The following is an 18,266-nucleotide window of genomic DNA, read 5'->3' on the forward strand; positions in this document are numbered from 1 at the left end:
GCCGCCCATGGCATGGTTCGGCAGGAAGAGGTCCGCGAGCGCCGCCGGTTCCGATCTCGGGGCACGGATGCCGCCGGTCACCGAGCCCAGTAAGACGGAGCAGTACACCGAGAGTGGGCGCCTCGATCGCCCGGCGGACGAGCACTGGTCGCACACGCAGGTCTTCTCCTACGTCGAGCTGCTGCGGGACCGGTACGACGCACCGCTCTACGTGGGGGTGAGCGGCCGGCCCGCGATCCTGCTGTGCCTGTCCGGCCGGATGCGCACCGACCTCGACGGCCTCGACGACCTGATCCGGCGCAAGGGCGCCGATCTGTTCCTCCAGGGCCACCGCCTCGGCCGGTACGCGATGGTGCGAGCGGTGCTGGAGCTGCCCGAGCACGAGCTGATCTTCGAGACCCCGCTGACCCTGGCACACGGCGACGTACAGGAGTTCCTCACGGGCGCGTACCGGGACGAGGCGATCGAGCTCCACCTGGCCCACGTACGAGACGCGCGGCCGCTGGCGTTCACCTGCCGGGCCGCCGGGGTCCACCAGGTCGTGGACGCCGTACTGGACGCGGTGCACGGTCTCGACCATCCGACGACCCACGCCGAGCAGGCCGCGCCCACCGCCGAGATGGAGGCCAGGTTCCCCCGGATCAGCGACGGACTGACCGGCCGGACCCGCATACGCCTGACCGTGACGGGGCCGGCGGACGGCGTCATGACGGTGCTCACCCAGCACTGACGGGGCTCACCCGCACCGTCCGGGGACGGACGGTCACTGCCGGTCCGCACCCAGGAACGACGTCAGCAGTGGCAGCAGGGCGTCGGGGCGGTCCAGCGGGATGATGTGGCCGCAGTCCTCGACGAGATGGCCGGTGAGGTCGTCGGTGAGGGGCCGCAGCTGCCGTTCGAGGGCGGTGCCGACGGGGTGGGCTCCGATCGCCATCGTGGGCACGGTGAGCCGGTGGGACCCCGTGGCGTCCTGGATCTGGCGTGCGTTCGCGGGAGCGGCCCGATAGTAGGAGAAGGCGCAGCGCAGGGCCTCGGTTCCGGTGTACGCGCCGGCGAAGGCGTCCCGGATCTCGCGCGGCACCCCGCGGCCACGGGTGCCGGCGGCGAGGAACCAGTCGACGTACTCCGCCTCGTGCCCGGTCAGCACCGTCTCGGCGAGGCCGGGCACGGCGTGGAAGCCGAACCACCACGGCGGCCCGCCGGCGAAAAAGTCCTCGGCACCGGGCAACGGGCCCAGCGACGACTCCATGAGCACCAACCGTCGTACGCGTCCGGGGCGCCGCAGGGCGAGCAGGAACGCGGGCGGGGCGCCGGCGTCGATACCGACCACTGCCGCCGACGGTTCGCCGAGCGCGGTGAGGAGTTCCTCGGCGTCGGTGGCGAGGGTCGCGGCGTCGTAGCCGTCCGCGGCTCTCGTGGTCGCGCCGAGTCCGCGCAGGTCCGGGGCGATGACGCGGTGATGCCGGGCGAGGCCGGGGATGACCTTCGCCCACAGCCGCCAGGTGTGCGGGAAGCCGTGGAGCAGCAGGACGGCGGGCCCCTTCCCGACGACCGCGACGTTGATCTCGATGCCGTTGGCCGCCACCCGGTGCAGGGACGTCCCGGCCTCGGCGTGGCCGGAGGTAGGCGGAGGAGCCGCGCTGGGCATGAGGTCTCCTTGCTGGTAACCGATGGTGACCAGGAAAGGTTAGGTAACCTCTACCGCGTGGCCAAGACCGCACTTTCGCGACAGGTGGTGAGCCGCAGGTGACCTCCTCCCGGCCCCGTACGGCGAAGGGGGCGCGGGGCGACCTTTTCGACCCCGCGTGCCCGACCCGCCGGCTGCTGGATCGCATCGGCACGAAGTGGACGTCCATGGCCGTCAAGGTCCTCGCCGAGGCCTCCCCGCACGAGGTGCGCTTCGCCGAGCTCCGGCGGCGGATGCCCGGCGTCTCGCAGAAGATGCTGTCCGCGACGTTGCAGAGCCTGACCCGCGACGGCCTGGTCTCCCGCCGGGTGGAGCCGACCGTGCCGCCACGGGTGCACTACCGGCTCACCGACCTGGGCCTGTCGCTGGAGGGCGCGCTCGCCACCGTCCGGGCCTGGGCCGAGGAGCACATGGCCGAGATCGACCGCGCCAACCTCGCCCACACCGACGGGTAGCGGTCTTCGGCCGCGGCAGACGCCGCTCACGTCTCGTCAGCCGGATTCCGGGGACGGCGGACGCTCCGCCGTCCCCGGCTCGGCGAGCCGCGCGACCAGGCCGTCGAGGAGGGCGCGGAGCAGTTCGGCGAGTTGCTCGCGCTGGGCGAGCGTCAGGTGTTCGACCAGGCTCTGCTCGTGGCGGAGCAGTTCGTCGACGCTGCCCTCGATCAGCGCGTGGCCCTCCGCGGTCAGTTCGACCGCGCCGGTCCGTCCTCCGCTGCTGCGGTGGGCCCGTACGAGGCCGGCGGCCTCGGCGCGGGTGACGCGCTGGCTGATCGCTCCCGCGCTGACCAGGCTGGCCTCCTTCAGCGCCGCGGGCGTCATCCGGTACGGCGCGCCGTGGCGGCGCAGCGTGGACAGCAGGTCCAGCGTGGCGGCGTCGATGCCGAGCCGGGCGAGCGTACGGCGGCGCTCGTCGGCCAGCAGCTTGCCGGCATGCCAGATGCGGGTGATCACGCCGATCGACTCGACCGGCGTGCCGGGGCGCTCGCGCGTCCAGGCGAGCTGGATCCGCTCCGCTCCGTCCGGTTTGCGTGGTGGCGTCATGCCCGCCTAGCGTAGGGCACGCTGTTTAGGCCTAAACAAGGAGGGTCAATGCCACGCACGGCAATCGTCACCGGCGGCGGTACGGGCATCGGCCGCGCGGTCGCGCGGCGGCTCGCCGCCGACGGCCTGGACGTTGTGATCACCGGGCGGCGCAAGCAGGTGCTCGAGGAGACCGCCGAGGAGCTGGGCGTCCGCGCGGTCGCCTTCGACGCCTCCGACGTCGCGGCGGTCGAGGCCGCCCTGCCCGCCCTGCCCGGCCAGGTGGACGTCCTGGTCAACAACGCGGGCGGCAACGTCACCCGGCACCGGACCGCCCCCGAGGAAGGCGACCTGGCCGGGCTGCGCGACCTGTGGGAGGCGCAGCTGGAGGCCAACCTGATCAGCGCGGTGCTGGTGACGAGCGCGCTGACACCGCGGCTGGCCCGCGGCGGCCGCGTCATCTCCATCGGCTCGATCGCGGGCTCGCGCGGCAGCGGCGCCGGCGGCTCGTACGGGGCGGCCAAGGCCGCGCTCCACGCCTGGACCGGCGACCTGGCCTTCGAGCTCGGCGGCCACGGCGTCACGGTGAACGCCATCGCCCCGGGCTACATCGAGGACACCGAGTTCTTCGGCTCCGGCGGTCCGGGGGACGAACGCCGGTCCTGGCTGATCGACCAGACGGCGAACGGCCGTGCCGGCCGCCCGGAGGACGTCGCCGACACGGTGGCGTTCCTGGCCTCCCCCGAGGCCGGCAACATCACCGCCCAGGTGATCCACGTCAACGGCGGCGCCTTCCGCGGCCGCTGACCCGGGTCGCGACAGCAGAAAACCCTCGCCCGGGGATGCCGGGCGAGGGTTCCGGGCGAACCGTCAGCGCAGGTCGCCGTTGGTCATTCCGGTCGGGGCCGGCGGCAGGGCCACCACGCCCATCTCGGCGCGGGAGGCGAACAGCTCGTGCTTGGGCACCACCCGCACGCTGTAGCCGAACGCGCCGGCCCGGTCGAGGGTGACCTCGCCGGCGTAACGGAGCCGGCCGCCCTCAATGTTCTCCACCTGGGTCAGCTCGACGTACGACGGGTCCACGAGCGTGTCGGTCTCGCCGACGCGGCCGTACACGACCTCCACCGCGACGTCCGACGGCTCCAGGCCGCCGAGCTCCACCGTCGCGCGGACGGTGAGCGTGCCGCCCAGCTGCGGGCTCTGCGCGGCGCCGCTGGACTCCACGTGCTCGACCGTGACGCCCGGCCAGAGCTTGGCCACCCGCAGCTTCCAGGCGGCCAGGGCCTTGGCCGCCACGTGCTCGTCGGCGGCCAGCAGCCGGCCCGAGGCGGCGGCCGGAGCGTACAGGTCGCGGACGTAGTCGCGGAGCATGCGCCCGGCGAGGACCTTCGGGCCGAGCGTGGTCAGCGTGTGCTTGACCATCTCCAGCCAGCGGCGCGGGAGACCGTTGGTGGCCCGGTCGTAGAACAGCGCCCTGACGTGGTCCTCGATCAGCTCGTACAGGGCGTTCGCCTCGACGTCGTCGCGGCGGTCGGGGTCGGCGGCGCGGTCGGCCGAGGGGATGGCCCAGCCGTTGTTGCCGTCGAACCACTCGTCCCACCAGCCGTCGCGGATCGACAGGTTGAGCCCGCCGTTCAGCGCCGCCTTCATGCCCGACGTGCCGCAGGCCTCCAGGGGCCGCAGCGGGTTGTTCATCCACACGTCGCAGCCCTGGACCAGGGACTGGCCGAGCGCCATGTCGTAGTCGGGCAGGAACACGATGCGGTGGCGTACGGCCGGGTCGTCGGTGAACCGGACGATGTCCTGGATGAGCCGCTTGCCGCCCTCGTCGGCGGGGTGCGCCTTGCCCGCGATGATGATCTGCACCGGACGCTCGGGGTCGAGCAGGATCGACTTGAGCCGCTCCGGGTCGCGCAGCATCAGGGTCAGCCGCTTGTAGGAGGGGACGCGGCGGGCGAACCCGAAGGTCAGCACGTCGGGGTCGAGGACGTCGTCGATCCAGGTGAGCTCGGCGTCGCTCGCGCCGCGCTGGCGCCACGACTCGCGCAGCCGCCGCCGGGCGTCGAACACGAGGCGCTCCCGGAGCGTCCGGCGGATGCGCCAGATCTCCGGCTCGGGCACGCGGGCGACGGCGTCCCAGCCCTCGCCCTCCTCGACGGCGCCGGTCAGCTGCCGCCGGGCGAGGTCGACCATCTCCGGCGCGACCCAGGTCTCGGCGTGCACGCCGTTGGTGATGGAGCCGATCGGCACCTCGTCGGTGTCGAAGCCCGGCCACAGGCCGCCGAACATCTCCCGGCTGACGGCGCCGTGCAACACCGAGACACCGTTCACGCGCTGCGCGAGGCGCATGCCCATGACCGCCATGTTGAAGACGTCGGGGTCGCCCTCATCGTAGGTCTCCGCGCCCAGGGCGAGGATGCGCTCGCTGGAGACGGAGGACGCCTCGTTGTCGGTGCCGAAGTACTTCTTGATCAGCTCGCGGGGGAACCGGTCGATGCCGGCCGGGACGGGCGTGTGGGTGGTGAACACCGTGCCGCCGCGGGCGGCCTCCAGGGCCTCGTCGAAGGTGAGGCCCTGCTCGTCGATGTACTCCCGGATGCGCTCGAGGCCGAGGAAGCCGGCGTGCCCCTCGTTGGTGTGGAACACCTCGGGGGCGGCGTGCCCGGTGACGCGGCAGAACTGGCGGATCGCGCGGACGCCGCCGATGCCCAGGAGCATCTCCTGCAACAGGCGATGGTCCGTTCCACCGCCGTACAGCCGGTCGGTGACGTCGCGGGACGCGGGGGAGTTCTCCTCGACGTTGGAGTCGAGCAGGAGCAGCGGGACCCGGCCGACACTGGCGACCCAGACCTGGGCGTTCAGCCGGTCGCCGTCCGGCAGGCCGACGGAGACGCGCACGGTCGTCCCGTCCTGCTCGCGCAGCAGCGTCAGCGGCAGGCCGTCGGGGTCGATCGGCGGGTAGTGCTCCTGCTGCCAGCCCTCGGCGGAAAGCGACTGGGAGAAGTACCCGTGGCGGTACAGCAGGCCGACCCCGATGATCGGCACGCCGAGGTCGCTCGCGGTCTTCAGATGGTCGCCGGCGAGGATGCCGAGACCGCCGGAGTACTGCGGCAGCGCCGAGGCGATGCCGTACTCCGGAGAGAAGTACGCGATGGCCGCCGGAACGTCGGACAGCCCCTGGTACCAGCGCGGGGCGGTGACGTATTCGCGCAGGTCCTCGACGGCGTCGCCGAGGGCGCGCAGGAAACGCCGGTCACCGGTGAGAGCGTCCAGGCGCTCGGCCGAGACCTCCCCCAGCAACCGCATCGGATCATGGCGGGTCTTCTCCCAGAGCTCCGGATCGACCGACTGGAAGAGCTCGAGCGTCTCTGGATGCCACGACCAGCGCAGATTGAGGACGAGCTCCTCGAGCGGCTGGAGCGGCTCGGGCAGGACCGTGCGTACGGTGAATCTCCGGATGGCCTTCACGTGGCGCGACACTAATCGGTAGCGGGCCATGCTCGCGACCCAAACCCGCACAGCCGCCCACATCCTTGGATCTATGTTTGCCGCCTCCGTACGGCGGAGACCGGCGAAGTGCGAAGCTCGCCAGGTGATGACACCATTGGCCGAGGACCGCCGGGCCGATCCCCGGCGAGCCGACGCGTGCGCGGCACACCCCGGTCGTCACGCCCGCGCCGTACGCGCCGAACGACGCCGCCGCGTACGGGCCGGTCACGCTCTCGCCGTACCATCGATACAGGCACGAACACCGGATCTGGCCGCGCAGGACCTCCCCCGGGATCCCCCTCCCGGTACCGCCGACGTGCCGAGATCCTCCCGATCATGAAAACCGACAATTCTCCCGTTTCGCATGCGGGAGATTGGCAACGGAGTCCATATGCGCGAGCCCTCGCCGAGCACCCCCCAAGCGCGTGGCGCCACCGGTGGTCAAGAAAGATCATTTATTTCGGAAGACGCGGTTGATCCCGCCTCCACGTCGGTACGCTCGCCTGCGATGATCGGACGAATTCCCATTCTCGACGTCCAGCCCGTGGTCGACTGCGGTCGCTGGCCGGCCAAGGCCGTCCCCCACGAGACCTTCACGGTCGGTGCCACGGTGTTCCGCGAGGGGCACGAGATGCTGGGCGCGGGTGTCGTGCTGCGCGATCCCGAGGGCCACACCGGCCCGCCGGCCCGCATGCACGAGGTCACCCCGGGCACCGACCGGTACGCCGCGGAGGTCACGCCCTCCTCGACCGGGATGTGGCACTTCCGGGTCGAGGCGTGGGGCGATCCGATCGCGCACTGGTGGCACGACGCGGGCATCAAGATCCCCCGCGGCCAGGACACCGAGCTGATGCTCGAGGAGGGCGCCCGCCTGTTCGAGCGCCTCGCCGAGGAGGTGCCCAAGTCCGAGCGCGCGGCGGTCGCGGGCGTGGTCCGCGCGCTGCGCGAGACCGCGATCCCGCCGCTCATGCGCTTCGAGGCGGCCGACGCGCCGGAGATCCACGCGCTGGTGGAGCGGCACCCGCTGCGCGAGCACGTGACGGTGACCGACTGGCACCCGCTGCTCGTCCAGCGTGAGCGCGCCCTGTACGGCTCCTGGTACGAGATGTTCCCCCGCTCGGAGGGGGCCTCGTACGACCCGATGGGCCGCCGCGCACCGCAGTCGGGAACGTTCCGAAGCGCGATGAAGCGGCTCCCGGCGGTCGCCGAGATGGGCTTCGACGTGGTCTACCTGCCGCCGATCCACCCGATCGGCTCGCAGTTCCGCAAGGGCCCGAACAACACGCTGCACGCCGAGGCGCACGACCCCGGGTCGCCGTGGGCGATCGGGTCCGCGGACGGCGGGCACGACGCGATCCACCCGCAGCTGGGCGGGTTCGCCGACTTCGACGCGTTCGTCGACTACGCCAAGAACCTCGGCATGGAGGTCGCGCTCGACCTGGCGCTGCAGTGCTCGCCGGACCACCCGTGGGTCAAGGAGCACCCCGAGTGGTTCACCACGCGCGCCGACGGCTCGATCGCCTACGCCGAGAACCCCCCGAAGAAGTACCAGGACATCTATCCGCTCAACTTCGACAACGACCCCGAGGGCATCTACGCCGAGGTCGAGCGGGTCGTACGGCTGTGGATGGACCACGGCGTGCGGATCTTCCGGGTGGACAACCCGCACACCAAGCCGGTGGCGTTCTGGGAGCGGCTCCTCGCGAGCATCGCCGAGACCGACCCCGACGTGCTCTTCCTGGCCGAGGCGTTCACCCGGCCGGCGATGATGCACACGCTCGCCAAGATCGGCTTCCACCAGTCCTACACGTACTTCACCTGGCGCAACAGCAGGCAGGAGCTCGAGGAGTACCTCCACGAGCTGTCCGGCCCCGCGGCCGCGTACATGCGGCCGAACTTCTTCGTCAACACGCCCGACATCCTGCACGAGTACCTCCAGCACGGCGGGCCGCCGGCGTTCGCGGTGCGGGCCGTGCTGGCCTCGACGCTGTCGCCGACGTGGGGCGTCTACTCCGGCTACGAGCTGTTCGAGAACACCCCGGTGCGACCGGGCAGCGAGGAGTATCGCGATTCGGAGAAGTATCAATTCCGGCCGCGTGACTGGGAGGCGGCCGAGCGCGAGGGCCGGAGCCTCGCGCCGTTCATCTCGACCCTCAACTCTTTGCGAAGAGCACACCCCGCCCTGCGCAGGCTGCGTAATCTACGCTTCCATAACGTCGACCAGCCTGAGCTGATCTGTTTCTCCAAACGCGTGCCTCCGACCGACGGGAACGCCGCGGACCTCGGGGACGTCGTGTTGGTCGTCGTCAACCTCAATCCACATCAGGTTCGCGAGGCGACCGTCCACCTCGACATGCCCGCGCTCGGTCTGGACTGGCCGGACGAGTTCGTCGTCAGAGACGAACTATCCGCGGCGTCCTATACCTGGCGGCAATCGAACTACGTGCGCCTTGACCCGCACACCCAGTCTGCACACATCTTCACGGTTTCGAGAGGCCAGAGTTGACCCAGATCGATCCCCTGCTCGGAGGCGGCGCCGTAGAGCCGGTTCCGGACACGTTCACGCGCGAGACGCCGAACGAGCCGCACTGGTACAAGAACGCGGTCTTCTATGAGGTGCTGATCCGCGGCTTCTACGATTCGACGGGCGATGGCACCGGCGACATCAAGGGCCTCACCGAGAAGCTCGACTATCTCGTCTGGCTCGGCATCGACTGCATCTGGCTGCTGCCGATCTATGAGTCGCCGCTGCGTGACGGTGGTTACGACATCAGCGACTTCATGAAGATCCTGCCGGAGTTCGGCGACCTCGGTGACTTCGTGGAGCTGGTCGACGAGGCGCACAAGCGCGGCATCCGGGTCATCGCCGACCTGGTCATGAACCACACCAGCGACCAGCACCCGTGGTTCAAGGCCTCCCAGGAGGACCCGGACGGGCCGTTCGGCGACTTCTACGTCTGGTCCGACAGCAACACCGGGTACGCCGACGCGCGGATCATCTTCGTCGACACCGAGACCTCCAACTGGACCTGGGACCCGGTGCGGGAGCAGTACTACTGGCACCGCTTCTTCAGCCACCAGCCGGACCTCAACTTCGACAACCCGGCCGTGCAGGAGGCGATGCTGGAGGTCCTGCGGTTCTGGCTGGACCTCGGCATCGACGGGTTCCGCCTCGACGCGGTGCCGTACCTCTTCGAGCGTGAGGGCACCAACTGCGAGAACCTCAAGGAGACGCACGACTACCTCAAGACGGTCCGCAAGGAGATCGACCGGCTTTACCCCGACCGGGTGATGCTGGCCGAGGCCAACCAGTGGCCGGCGGACGTCGTGGAGTACTTCGGCGACCCCGCCACGGGAGGTGACGAATGCCACATGGCGTTCCACTTCCCGGTCATGCCGCGGATCTTCATGGCCGTGCGCCGGGAGCAGCGCTACCCGATCTCGGAGATCATGGCCCAGACGCCGAAGATCCCCGAGAACGCCCAGTGGGGCATCTTCCTCCGCAACCACGACGAGCTGACGCTCGAGATGGTGACGGACGAAGAGCGCGACTACATGTACTCGGAGTACGCCAAGGACCCGCGGATGAAGGCCAACATCGGCATCCGCCGGCGGCTGGCCCCGCTCCTCGACAACGACCGCAACCAGCTGGAGCTGTTCACCGCGCTGCTGCTGTCGCTGCCCGGATCGCCGGTGCTGTACTACGGCGACGAGATCGGGATGGGCGACAACATCTGGCTCGGCGACCGCGACGCGGTCCGTACCCCGATGCAGTGGACCCCGGACCGCAACGCGGGCTTCTCCAAGTGCGACCCGGGCCGCCTCTACCTCCCGACGATCATGGACCCGATCTACGGGTACCAGGCGATCAACGTCGAGTCACAGCAGAACAACCCGGGCTCGCTGCTGCACTGGACGCGCAAGATGATCGAAATCCGCAAGCGCCACCCCGTCTTCGGGGTCGGTGACTACACGGAGCTGTCCGCGTCCAACCCGAGCGTCCTGGCCTTCGTTAGGGAGTTCGGCGCGGATCGCGTACTTTGTGTGAACAACCTGTCACGGTTCCCCCAACCCGTGGAGCTCGACCTGCGGCGCTTCGAGGGCGTCAATCCGGTCGAGTGCATGGGTGGTGTTCAATTCCCCCCAATCGGGGAATTGCCATATCTCCTGACACTTCCAGGACACGGTTTCTACTGGTTCCTCCTACCGGCGAACCACGGAGGTGGTGGCGAATAGCCATGTGGGCCGGGCAGGAGGAACAGGCGAGGTGACGTAGCCAGTGCGGCTGACCGAACGACTCGACGATCTGATCGCGGACTGGCTCCCGCGCCAGCGGTGGTTCGCGGGCAAGGACCGAGGGATCGACGACGTCTCGGTCGTGACCGAAACGGAGCTGGTCTCCGGCGATCCGTCGCTACGCCACGTAGTGATCGCCGTACGCCAGGGTGAGCAGGTCGACCGTTACCAGGTACCGGTCGGCCTCCGCCGTGAGCTGCCCGGCCGGCTGGAGTACGCCGAGATCGGGCGCGTCGACGGCGTGCACGTCTACGACGCCGTACACGACCCCGACCTGACCCGCGTGCTGCTGGAGAAGATGGCCGACTGCGCCGACGTGGGGCCGCTGGCCTTCCGGTCGATCTCCGGCCTGGAGACCGACCTCGACAGCCTCGCCAGCCCCGCCGAGCAGAGCAACACCTCGCTCATCTACGGCGACGTCTACATCTGCAAGCTGTTCCGGCGGCTGACCCCCGGCATCAACCCCGACCTCGAACTCAGCCGCGGCCTCATGGGCGCGGGCAGCAAGCACGTGCCCGCGCTGCACGGATGGATCTCCTGCGAGCTGGACGGCACCGTCTCCACGCTCGCGATGCTGTCGGAGTTCCTGCGGACCGGCACCGACGGCTGGCAGCTCGCCGGCACGAGCGTGCGCGACCTGTACGCCGAGGCCGACCTGCATGCCGACGAGGTCGGCGGTGACTTCGCGGCCGAGTCCGAACGCCTGGGCGCCGCCACGGCCGAGGTCCATCGCGACCTGGCGACGGCGTTCGGCACCGGCGTGATGTCCGCCCGTGACGTACGGGAGCTGGCCCGGCAGATGCACACCCGGCTGAGCGAGGCCTGCGCCACCGTTCCCCAGCTCGTCGCGTACGCCGGCGGGCTCAGCGAGGCCTTCGACGCCTTCGCCAAGATCGACGAACCCCTGATGGTCCAGCGTGTCCACGGCGACTTCCACCTCGGCCAGGTCATGCGGACCGAGACGGGCTGGATGCTGCTCGACTTCGAGGGCGAGCCGGCCAAGCCGCTGGAGGAGCGCCGGCGGCCGGCGCACCCGCTGCGCGACGTCGCGGGCATGCTCCGCTCCTATGACTACGCGGCCCGGCACCTGCTGGTGAACGGCAAGGCGGTCTCGGGCAACCCCGAACGGCTGGAGGACCGCGCGCACGAGTGGGCCGAGCGCAACCGCACGGCGTTCTGCCGCGGCTACGCCGAGGCGGGCGGCGTCGATCCGGCGGCGCACGAGGAGATCATCCGCGCCTTCGAGTTCGACAAGGCCGTCTACGAGGTCATGTACGAGGCGCGGAACCGGCCGTCATGGCTGCACATCCCGCTCGGCTCCATCGCCGCGCTGAGCGCCTCACCCGCCCCGGGTTCGCCCACCCGCTGACGCGTGTCCATCGGGGGCCTCACCGAAAGCCCCGCGGCCGACGCGACACCACACGCCCCTGCGTCGATGCCGTCGTCGGCCCGGTGACCGCAGGTGCGCCTCTCCGGCAACCGGGGTTCCGGTCGCGGCGAGAGGCGCGCGGGCACGGCCCAGAGGCTCTGTGCCGTCAGCCGACGGTGTCCGTCCCAGATTCCGCGTACGCCGAAAATCCGGAACCGCCACCACGGAGCAAGATTTTCCGCATGGAACCGGATGTTTCCTCTTAGCGTCTGATCGCGGCATGGGCGTAAGTGGCCACAGTCGGTATGATCCGCCATCTTCCGCCCTTCCGGACATAGGCGAATCGATGGAGGTATGTCGGTGAGTGGGATCGTGTTGGTGCTCGTGCTGGCACTGATCGTCCTCGTCGTGGCGCTCGCGATCCTGCTCATCGTGGTGCTCACCCGGCGGCGCCCGGCGCCGCCGCCCGCGCCCGCGGCGCCCCGCGACCCGTTCGCCGCCGAGGACAGCGTCGCCGGCGACCCTCGCACGCTCAAGGCGGGCGACCTGGTCGAGTACCTTGGCACGCGCTACTTCGTGCGGGGCTCGCTGCGGCTGCGCGAGGGCGGCTTCACCTGGAGCGAGCATCTCCTGGACGCCGACACGATCGAGGGGCAGAAGGTGTGGCTGTCGGTCGAAGAGGACCCCGACCTCGAGGTCGTCTTCTGGACCGAATACGAGATCGGCGACCTGCGCCCGGGCGCGAAGACGGTCACCGTCGACGGCGTGGAGTACCGCCGCGACGAGCACGGCACCGCGGGCTACACCAGTGAGGGGACGACCGGCGTCGGGGCCCAGGGCCGCGTCGAGTACGTCGACTACGAGGGCCCGGGCGGGCGTTACCTGTCGTTCGAGCAGTACGGCGGCGGCCAGTGGGAGGCCGGGCTCGGCGAGCGGGTCCCCGCCGGCACGATGACGATCTACCCGAGCGGCGCCTGAATGCTGGCCGTCCTCGACACCCCCTACCAGGACGCGCGCGCCGACGGTCTCTCGTTCGCGCTCGGCCTGCCGCCGCTGGACGCGCTCGCCGTCCTGCCGGTCGAGCGCGCCGGGGTGACCGTCGAACTCCGGCTGCTCGGCGCGTCCCACCAGGTGCTGGCCGGGCCGCTCAGCGAGACGGTCGCGTGCCTGCCGGGCGCCGCATCGCCGCTGCCCGGCAGCGCGGCCACCGCCCTGCCCGGCTGGACGTACGCGTTCACCGCGGAGACCGCCGCGCACGACGACGAGGCGGCGTTCGGACGAGCCGTCGAGACGGTGTGCGCGCAGCTCGCGGACCGCGGCGACGCGCTGACCGGCGCGTTCCCCGGCTCCCCGCACGCCGTCACCGCCATCGCCCTCGAGGCGGCGGCGCATGCCACCGCACAGCAGTCCGGGATCGGCTGGCGGACCTGGCACGCCTATCCCCAGACCCGGGAGATCGTGATGACGCGGAGCCGGCTGGTGAGACCTGCATGAACAGGACCCGGGGCATGAACAGGACGCACCGGGCCGTGGTCGGCGTGCTCGCCGCCGCGCTGCTGGCCGTGACCCTCACCGGCTGCGGCCCCTCGCCGTCGTCATGGATCGCGAAGAAGTACCACCGGGTCGGGACGAACACCTACCAGGCGTCCCTGCCACCGCAGGCCGTGGCGGCGGCGATCAACCGCAAGTTCAAGGCGATCGACCAGGTCGACGACCTGGCGACGCTCGGCTCGCAGGGCGGCGTCTTCCTGCGCTACCCGAAGCTCGTCGTCGGCGTGACGCCGTACGGGCCGGGCAGCAGGATCACCGTCGACAAGCCGTCCGGCGGCTACAACCGGTACTACTCCCACGTCGGCAGACGCTGGAGTGCCCCGGGCAGCAACGGCTGGAACAGCCACGGCATCCCATCCTTCCGCGGTGGCGGTCCAGGGTCGGGCAAGTAAGGAGCAACCGATGAACGACACCCTCCACGACATCGGCGCGACCTTCGCCTACGGCGCGGTCGGGATCGTGCTGATGGCGCTCGGCTACCTGGTGGTGGAGGTGACGACGCCCGGCCGGCTCAGCCGCCAGATCTGGACCGAGGCCAACAAGGGCGCCGCGCTGCTCCTCGGCGTCAAGCTGCTCGGCATCGGCGCGATCGTCACCACCGCGATCGTCACCAGCGACAACGACCTGAGCCAGGGATTGGTCGACACCGCGGTCTACGGCGGGATCGGCATCGTGCTGATGGTCGTGGCGTTCTACTTCCTCGCCCTGATCACGCCCGGCAAGCTCGGCGCGACGCTGGTGAACGGCGCCGCCATCCATCCGGCGGGCTGGGTGGTCGCCGCCACTGACATCGCCGTCGCCGCGATCGTGTCCGGGGCGGTCTCCTGACCGCCCGCGACCTCGGCCGGTCCGCCCCGCCGCCGTCCGCGCCGGAGGCGGACCCTGCCGTCCCCGACGCGCCGGACGCGCCGCCGGCCGGGAAACTGGGGGCCCCGGCCCGGGTGGCGCGGGCGCTCGTGCTGGCCGCGGTCTTCGCCTGCGCGGCGTGCGGGCTGGTGTACGAGCTGGCGCTGGTGGCGCTCGGCAGCTACCTGGTGGGCGACTCCGTCACGCAGGCGTCGATCGTGCTGTCGGTCATGGTCTTCGCGATGGGCGTCGGGTCGCTGCTGGCCAAACCGCTGCAGCGGCACGCGGCGGCCGCGTTCGCGCTGGTCGAAGGCGTGCTCGCGCTGGTCGGCGGCCTGTCGGTGCTCGCGCTGTACGCCGCGTTCTCCTGGCTGGACCTGTACGTCCCGGCGCTCGTGGCGGTGGCGTCCGCGGTCGGCGCGCTGATCGGCGCGGAGATCCCACTGCTGATGACGCTGCTCCAGAAGATCCGCAAGCAGGACGCGGGCAGCGCCGTCGCCGACCTGTTCGCCGCCGACTACGTGGGGGCACTCGTCGGCGGGCTCGCGTTCCCGTTCCTCCTGCTGCCGACGTTCGGACACATCAAGGGCGCGCTGCTGGTCGGCGTGGTGAACGCGGTCGCCGGGGTCGCGGTCGTGCTGTGGCTGTTCCGGCGGCAGCTCAGCCGTGTCGCCCGGGTCGCGCTGGGGATCGGCATGGTGGCGGTCCTGGCCGTCCTCGGGACGACCTACGCGCTCGCCGACCGGATCGAGGTGACCGCGCGGCAGGCACTGTTCCAGGACCCGATCGTGCTGGCGAAGGACACCCCGTACCAGGAGATCGTGATCACCAAGAAGATCACGCTCGCGGGCTCCACGGACCTGCGCCTGTACCTGAACGGGGACCTTCAGTTCTCCTCGGCGGACGAGTACCGGTACCACGAGTCGCTCGTCCACCCGCTGATGTCCGGCCCGCACCGGAACGTGCTGATCCTCGGTGGCGGCGACGGCCTGGCGCTGCGCGAGGTGCTGCGCTACCCGGACGTCCGCAGCGCGACCCTGATCGAGCTCGACCCGGAGATGCTGCGTCTCGCCCGCACCTACCAGCCACTGGTGTCGCTCAACCACCGCTCGTTCGAGGACCCACGCGCCACCGCGGTCAGGGCGGACGCGTTCACCTGGCTGCGCGGCCAGAGTCGGCGGTTCGACGCGGTCATCGTGGACATGCCGGACCCGGACGACGTCCCCACCGCGAAGCTGTACTCGGTCGAGTTCTACGGCTTGGTGAAACGGGTCCTCGCACCCGGCGGCCGGATGGTCGTCCAGTCCGGCTCGCCCTACTTCGCGCCAAAGTCGTTCTACAGCATCGAGAAGTCCATCGCCGCCGCGGGCCTCACGACCACCCCCTACCACGTGGACGTGCCGAGCTTCGGCGACTGGGGGTTCGTCCTCGCCGCGCCCACCACGAAGCCGCCCGCGCTGGCACTGCCGCCGGACGTTCCGCCGCTGCGGTTCCTGGACGCGTCCGTGCTGCAGGCCGCGTCCGTCTTCCCCAAGGACCGCCGGTCCCGCGACGTGCAGGTCAACACACTCGTGCACCCCCGCCTCGTCCAGTACGAGAGCGAGGAGTGGAAGGACTCCTGATGGCGAAGCAGGCGCTTCGCGGGGAGATCACGTGATCGACCTGTCCGCGCGGGCGGCGGCAGGCCCAGGTGCCGCCCGGCCGTGGCGGCACGGATCTCGTGATCGAAGAGGATTACGCTCCCCTCATCGGGCAGGGTGAAGGTACGAGTTGGCAGCGACAGTTCGAGGAGCGTCATGGCGCGGGTCACCCACGACGAGATCGACCGGCTGATCGGCGGGGACCATCACGACCCCCACGGGATCCTGGGCGCGCACCCGGGACACGACGGCGTGACGATCCGTGCGCTACGGCCGCTGGCGAGCAGGGTCGAGGTCGTCCTCCCCGACGGCGAGCGCCGCCCGATGCGCCACGTCCACGAGGGCGTCTTCGCCACCACCCTGGCGCCCGGCAGTCCGCTGTCCGGCGACGAGCCGATGGCGGTGCCCGACTACCGCCTCGCGGTCGCGTACGGCGACGGGCCCGAGATCGTCCAGGATGATCCGTACCGGCACGCGCCGACGCTCGGCGAGCTGGACCTGCACCTGATCGGCGAGGGCCGGCACGAGGAGCTGTGGAAGGCCCTCGGCGCGCACACCCGCACGTACCGGTCGGTGTTCGGGCCGGTCGAGGGCACGTCGTTCGCGGTGTGGGCGCCGAACGCCCGCGGCGTCCGGGTGATCGGCGACTTCAACCACTGGGACGGCCGCGCGCACCCGATGCGCTCGCTCGGCGCCTCCGGGGTGTGGGAGCTGTTCGTACCCGGCGTCGGCGACGGCACGAACTACAAGTTCGAGATCCTCGGCGCCGACCATATGTGGCGGCGCAAGGCCGACCCGATGGCGCGGTACGCCGAGCGGCCGCCCGCCACCGCCTCGAAGGTCTTCACCTCCCGCTACACGTGGGAGGACGACGAGTGGATGACGCGGCGCAAGTCCTACGACCCGCTGCGCTCGCCGATGAGCGTGTACGAGGTGCACCTCGGCTCGTGGCGGTCGGAGCTGGGCTACCGGGAGCTCGCCACCGAGTTGGTCGACTACGTCGCCGACATGGGCTTCACGCACGTGGAGTTCCTGCCGGTCTCCGAGCACCCGTTCGGCGGCTCGTGGGGCTACCAGGTGACCTCCTACTACGCGCCGACCGCCCGGTTCGGCGACCCGGACGAGTTCCGCCACCTGGTGGACCGGCTGCACCAGGCCGGCATCGGTGTGATCGTCGACTGGGTGCCGGGCCACTTCCCCAAGGACGAGTGGGCACTCGCACGGTTCGACGGCACGCCGCTGTACGAGCACGGCGACCCGCGCCGGGGCGAGCAGAAGGACTGGGGCACGTTCGTCTTCGACTTCGGCCGCTCGGAGGTGCGCAACTTCCTCGTCGCGAACGCCTGCTACTGGCTGGAGGAGTTCCACGTCGACGGCCTGCGGGTGGACGCCGTCGCCTCGATGATCTACCTGGACTACTCGCGCGGCGAGGGCGAGTGGACGCCGAACATCTACGGCGGGCGCGAGAACCTGGAGGCGATCGACTTCCTCAAGGAGATGAACGCCACCTGCTACAAGCGCTCCCCCGGCATCATGACGATCGCCGAGGAGTCCACCGCGTGGCCCGGGGTGACCCGGCCGACCCATCTGGGCGGGCTGGGGTTCGGCCTCAAGTGGAACATGGGCTGGATGCACGACACGCTCGGCTACCTCAAGCACGAGCCGATCTTCCGCGGTTACCACCACCACGAGATCACCTTCTCGATGGTGTACGCCTACTCGGAGAACTACGTGCTGCCGCTGTCCCACGACGAGGTCGTGCACGGCAAGGGCTCGCTGCTGGGCAAGATGCCGGGCGACGAGTGGCAGCGGTTCGCCGGGCTGCGCTCCCTGCTGGGGTACATGTGGGCGCACCCGGGCAAACAGCTGCTGTTCATGGGACAGGAGTTCGGCCAGGGCGCCGAGTGGGCCGAGTCGCGGCCGCTCGACTGGTGGCTGCTCGACAAGGCGGAGGACAACTTCCACGCGGGTCTGCGACGGCTGGTCCGCGACCTCAACCGCGCCTACGGCTCGTCGGAGGCGCTGTGGACCCAGGACACCCGGCCGGAGGGCTTCAGCTGGATCGACGCGGACGACGTCGCCGGCAACGTGATCTCGTTCCTGCGGTTCGCTCCGGACGGCACGCCGCTGGCCTGCGTGGTCAACTTCGCCGGCATCCCGCACGAGGACTACCGCCTGGGCCTGCCGCGTACGGGCCGCTGGCGCGAGGTGGTGAACACGGACGCGTTCGAGTACGGCGGCAGCGGCGTCGGCAACCTGGGCGCGGTGGAGGCCGGCGCGGAGCCGTGCCACGGCCAGCCCGCGTCCGCGCTGCTGCGCGTGCCCCCGCTCGGTGCGCTCTGGCTCGCCCCCGAGTGACCACGCGG

General features: G+C 70.7%; 15 protein-coding genes. 12 read left to right on the top strand and 3 right to left on the bottom strand.

Translation table 11 applies throughout. The annotated features are described in order from the left end of the window. The first annotated feature begins 7 nt into the window (after window positions 1-7). A complete protein-coding gene (locus tag ABEA10_RS22575) occupies window positions 8-730 on the top strand; it encodes a hypothetical protein (protein WP_345466936.1) in 723 nt (240 codons plus the stop codon). Between the two features lie 33 nt (window positions 731-763). Here the strand turns inward: ABEA10_RS22575 and ABEA10_RS22580 are convergent, their stop codons facing one another. Then, the gene (locus ABEA10_RS22580) at window positions 764-1,648 is read right to left on the bottom strand and encodes an alpha/beta fold hydrolase (protein WP_345466938.1); all 885 of its coding nucleotides are present in this window, start codon (window positions 1,646-1,648) and stop codon (window positions 764-766) included. A gap of 98 nt (window positions 1,649-1,746) precedes the next feature. Here ABEA10_RS22580 and ABEA10_RS22585 point away from each other — a divergent pair, with 98 nt between their 5' ends. Beyond that, window positions 1,747-2,142 (top strand): winged helix-turn-helix transcriptional regulator, encoded by a 396-nt coding sequence (locus ABEA10_RS22585; protein ID WP_345466940.1) that lies wholly within the window; start codon window positions 1,747-1,749, stop codon window positions 2,140-2,142. A gap of 36 nt (window positions 2,143-2,178) precedes the next feature. Here the strand turns inward: ABEA10_RS22585 and ABEA10_RS22590 are convergent, their stop codons facing one another. Further along, window positions 2,179-2,730, bottom strand: coding sequence for a MarR family winged helix-turn-helix transcriptional regulator (locus ABEA10_RS22590; RefSeq protein ID WP_345466942.1), 552 nt, complete (start codon window positions 2,728-2,730; stop codon window positions 2,179-2,181). 48 nt (window positions 2,731-2,778) lie between these two features. On the opposite strand from ABEA10_RS22590, the gene ABEA10_RS22595 reads away from it, so the two are divergent. Next, the gene (locus ABEA10_RS22595) at window positions 2,779-3,516 is read left to right on the top strand and encodes an SDR family NAD(P)-dependent oxidoreductase (RefSeq protein ID WP_345466945.1); all 738 of its coding nucleotides are present in this window, start codon (window positions 2,779-2,781) and stop codon (window positions 3,514-3,516) included. Between the two features lie 63 nt (window positions 3,517-3,579). On the opposite strand, the gene glgP is transcribed toward ABEA10_RS22595, so the two are convergent. Further along, on the bottom strand, window positions 3,580-6,177 hold the full coding sequence (glgP, locus tag ABEA10_RS22600; protein WP_345466947.1) for an alpha-glucan family phosphorylase: 2,598 nt from the start codon (window positions 6,175-6,177) through the stop codon (window positions 3,580-3,582). A gap of 529 nt (window positions 6,178-6,706) precedes the next feature. Here glgP and ABEA10_RS22605 point away from each other — a divergent pair. The 9 genes from ABEA10_RS22605 to glgB all read left to right on the top strand — a co-directional run bounded on the left by ABEA10_RS22605 (window position 6,707) and on the right by glgB (window position 18,258). Further along, window positions 6,707-8,704, top strand: coding sequence for an alpha-1,4-glucan--maltose-1-phosphate maltosyltransferase (locus ABEA10_RS22605; protein WP_345466949.1), 1,998 nt, complete (start codon window positions 6,707-6,709; stop codon window positions 8,702-8,704). Between the two features lie 14 nt (window positions 8,705-8,718). Beyond that, a complete protein-coding gene (gene treS, locus ABEA10_RS22610) occupies window positions 8,719-10,434 on the top strand; it encodes a maltose alpha-D-glucosyltransferase (protein ID WP_329262320.1) in 1,716 nt (571 codons plus the stop codon). A gap of 43 nt (window positions 10,435-10,477) precedes the next feature. Next, complete coding sequence (locus ABEA10_RS22615; RefSeq protein WP_345466951.1) at window positions 10,478-11,863, top strand: maltokinase N-terminal cap-like domain-containing protein; 1,386 nt, start codon at window positions 10,478-10,480, stop codon at window positions 11,861-11,863. Between the two features lie 360 nt (window positions 11,864-12,223). Beyond that, window positions 12,224-12,841, top strand: a complete 618-nt coding sequence (locus ABEA10_RS22620; protein ID WP_345466953.1) for a DUF4178 domain-containing protein — start codon at window positions 12,224-12,226, stop codon at window positions 12,839-12,841. Next, window positions 12,842-13,357: a DUF2617 family protein gene (locus ABEA10_RS22625; RefSeq protein ID WP_345466956.1), complete on the top strand. Its 516-nt coding sequence runs from the start codon at window positions 12,842-12,844 to the stop codon at window positions 13,355-13,357. It begins immediately after the preceding gene. Between the two features lie 14 nt (window positions 13,358-13,371). Then, the gene (locus ABEA10_RS22630) at window positions 13,372-13,806 is read left to right on the top strand and encodes a DUF4247 domain-containing protein (RefSeq protein WP_345466958.1); all 435 of its coding nucleotides are present in this window, start codon (window positions 13,372-13,374) and stop codon (window positions 13,804-13,806) included. A 10-nt stretch (window positions 13,807-13,816) separates the two neighbouring features. Next, the gene (locus ABEA10_RS22635) at window positions 13,817-14,242 is read left to right on the top strand and encodes a DUF350 domain-containing protein (protein WP_345466960.1); all 426 of its coding nucleotides are present in this window, start codon (window positions 13,817-13,819) and stop codon (window positions 14,240-14,242) included. Between the two features lie 113 nt (window positions 14,243-14,355). Further along, on the top strand, window positions 14,356-15,882 hold the full coding sequence (locus ABEA10_RS22640; protein WP_345466962.1) for a polyamine aminopropyltransferase: 1,527 nt from the start codon (window positions 14,356-14,358) through the stop codon (window positions 15,880-15,882). A 174-nt stretch (window positions 15,883-16,056) separates the two neighbouring features. Further along, window positions 16,057-18,258 (top strand): 1,4-alpha-glucan branching protein GlgB, encoded by a 2,202-nt coding sequence (gene glgB / locus ABEA10_RS22645; RefSeq protein ID WP_345466964.1) that lies wholly within the window; start codon window positions 16,057-16,059, stop codon window positions 18,256-18,258. Window positions 18,259-18,266: the final 8 nt, after the last annotated feature.

Origin of the sequence: Actinoallomurus oryzae (assembly GCF_039541955.1) — a bacterium.
Taxonomy (GTDB): Bacteria; Actinomycetota; Actinomycetes; order Streptosporangiales; family Streptosporangiaceae; genus Actinoallomurus; species Actinoallomurus oryzae.

Coding starts and splice junctions, on each gene's coding strand:
- ABEA10_RS22575 (WP_345466936.1), top strand. CDS start 8: ATGGCATGGTTCGGCAGGAAGAGGTCCGCGAGCGCCGCCGGTTCCGAT.
- ABEA10_RS22580 (WP_345466938.1), bottom strand. CDS start 1,648: ATGCCCAGCGCGGCTCCTCCGCCTACCTCCGGCCACGCCGAGGCCGGG.
- ABEA10_RS22590 (WP_345466942.1), bottom strand. CDS start 2,730: ATGACGCCACCACGCAAACCGGACGGAGCGGAGCGGATCCAGCTCGCC.
- ABEA10_RS22595 (WP_345466945.1), top strand. CDS start 2,779: ATGCCACGCACGGCAATCGTCACCGGCGGCGGTACGGGCATCGGCCGC.
- ABEA10_RS22605 (WP_345466949.1), top strand. CDS start 6,707: ATGATCGGACGAATTCCCATTCTCGACGTCCAGCCCGTGGTCGACTGC.
- ABEA10_RS22625 (WP_345466956.1), top strand. CDS start 12,842: ATGCTGGCCGTCCTCGACACCCCCTACCAGGACGCGCGCGCCGACGGT.
- ABEA10_RS22630 (WP_345466958.1), top strand. CDS start 13,372: ATGAACAGGACGCACCGGGCCGTGGTCGGCGTGCTCGCCGCCGCGCTG.
- ABEA10_RS22635 (WP_345466960.1), top strand. CDS start 13,817: ATGAACGACACCCTCCACGACATCGGCGCGACCTTCGCCTACGGCGCG.
- glgB (WP_345466964.1), top strand. CDS start 16,057: ATGGCGCGGGTCACCCACGACGAGATCGACCGGCTGATCGGCGGGGAC.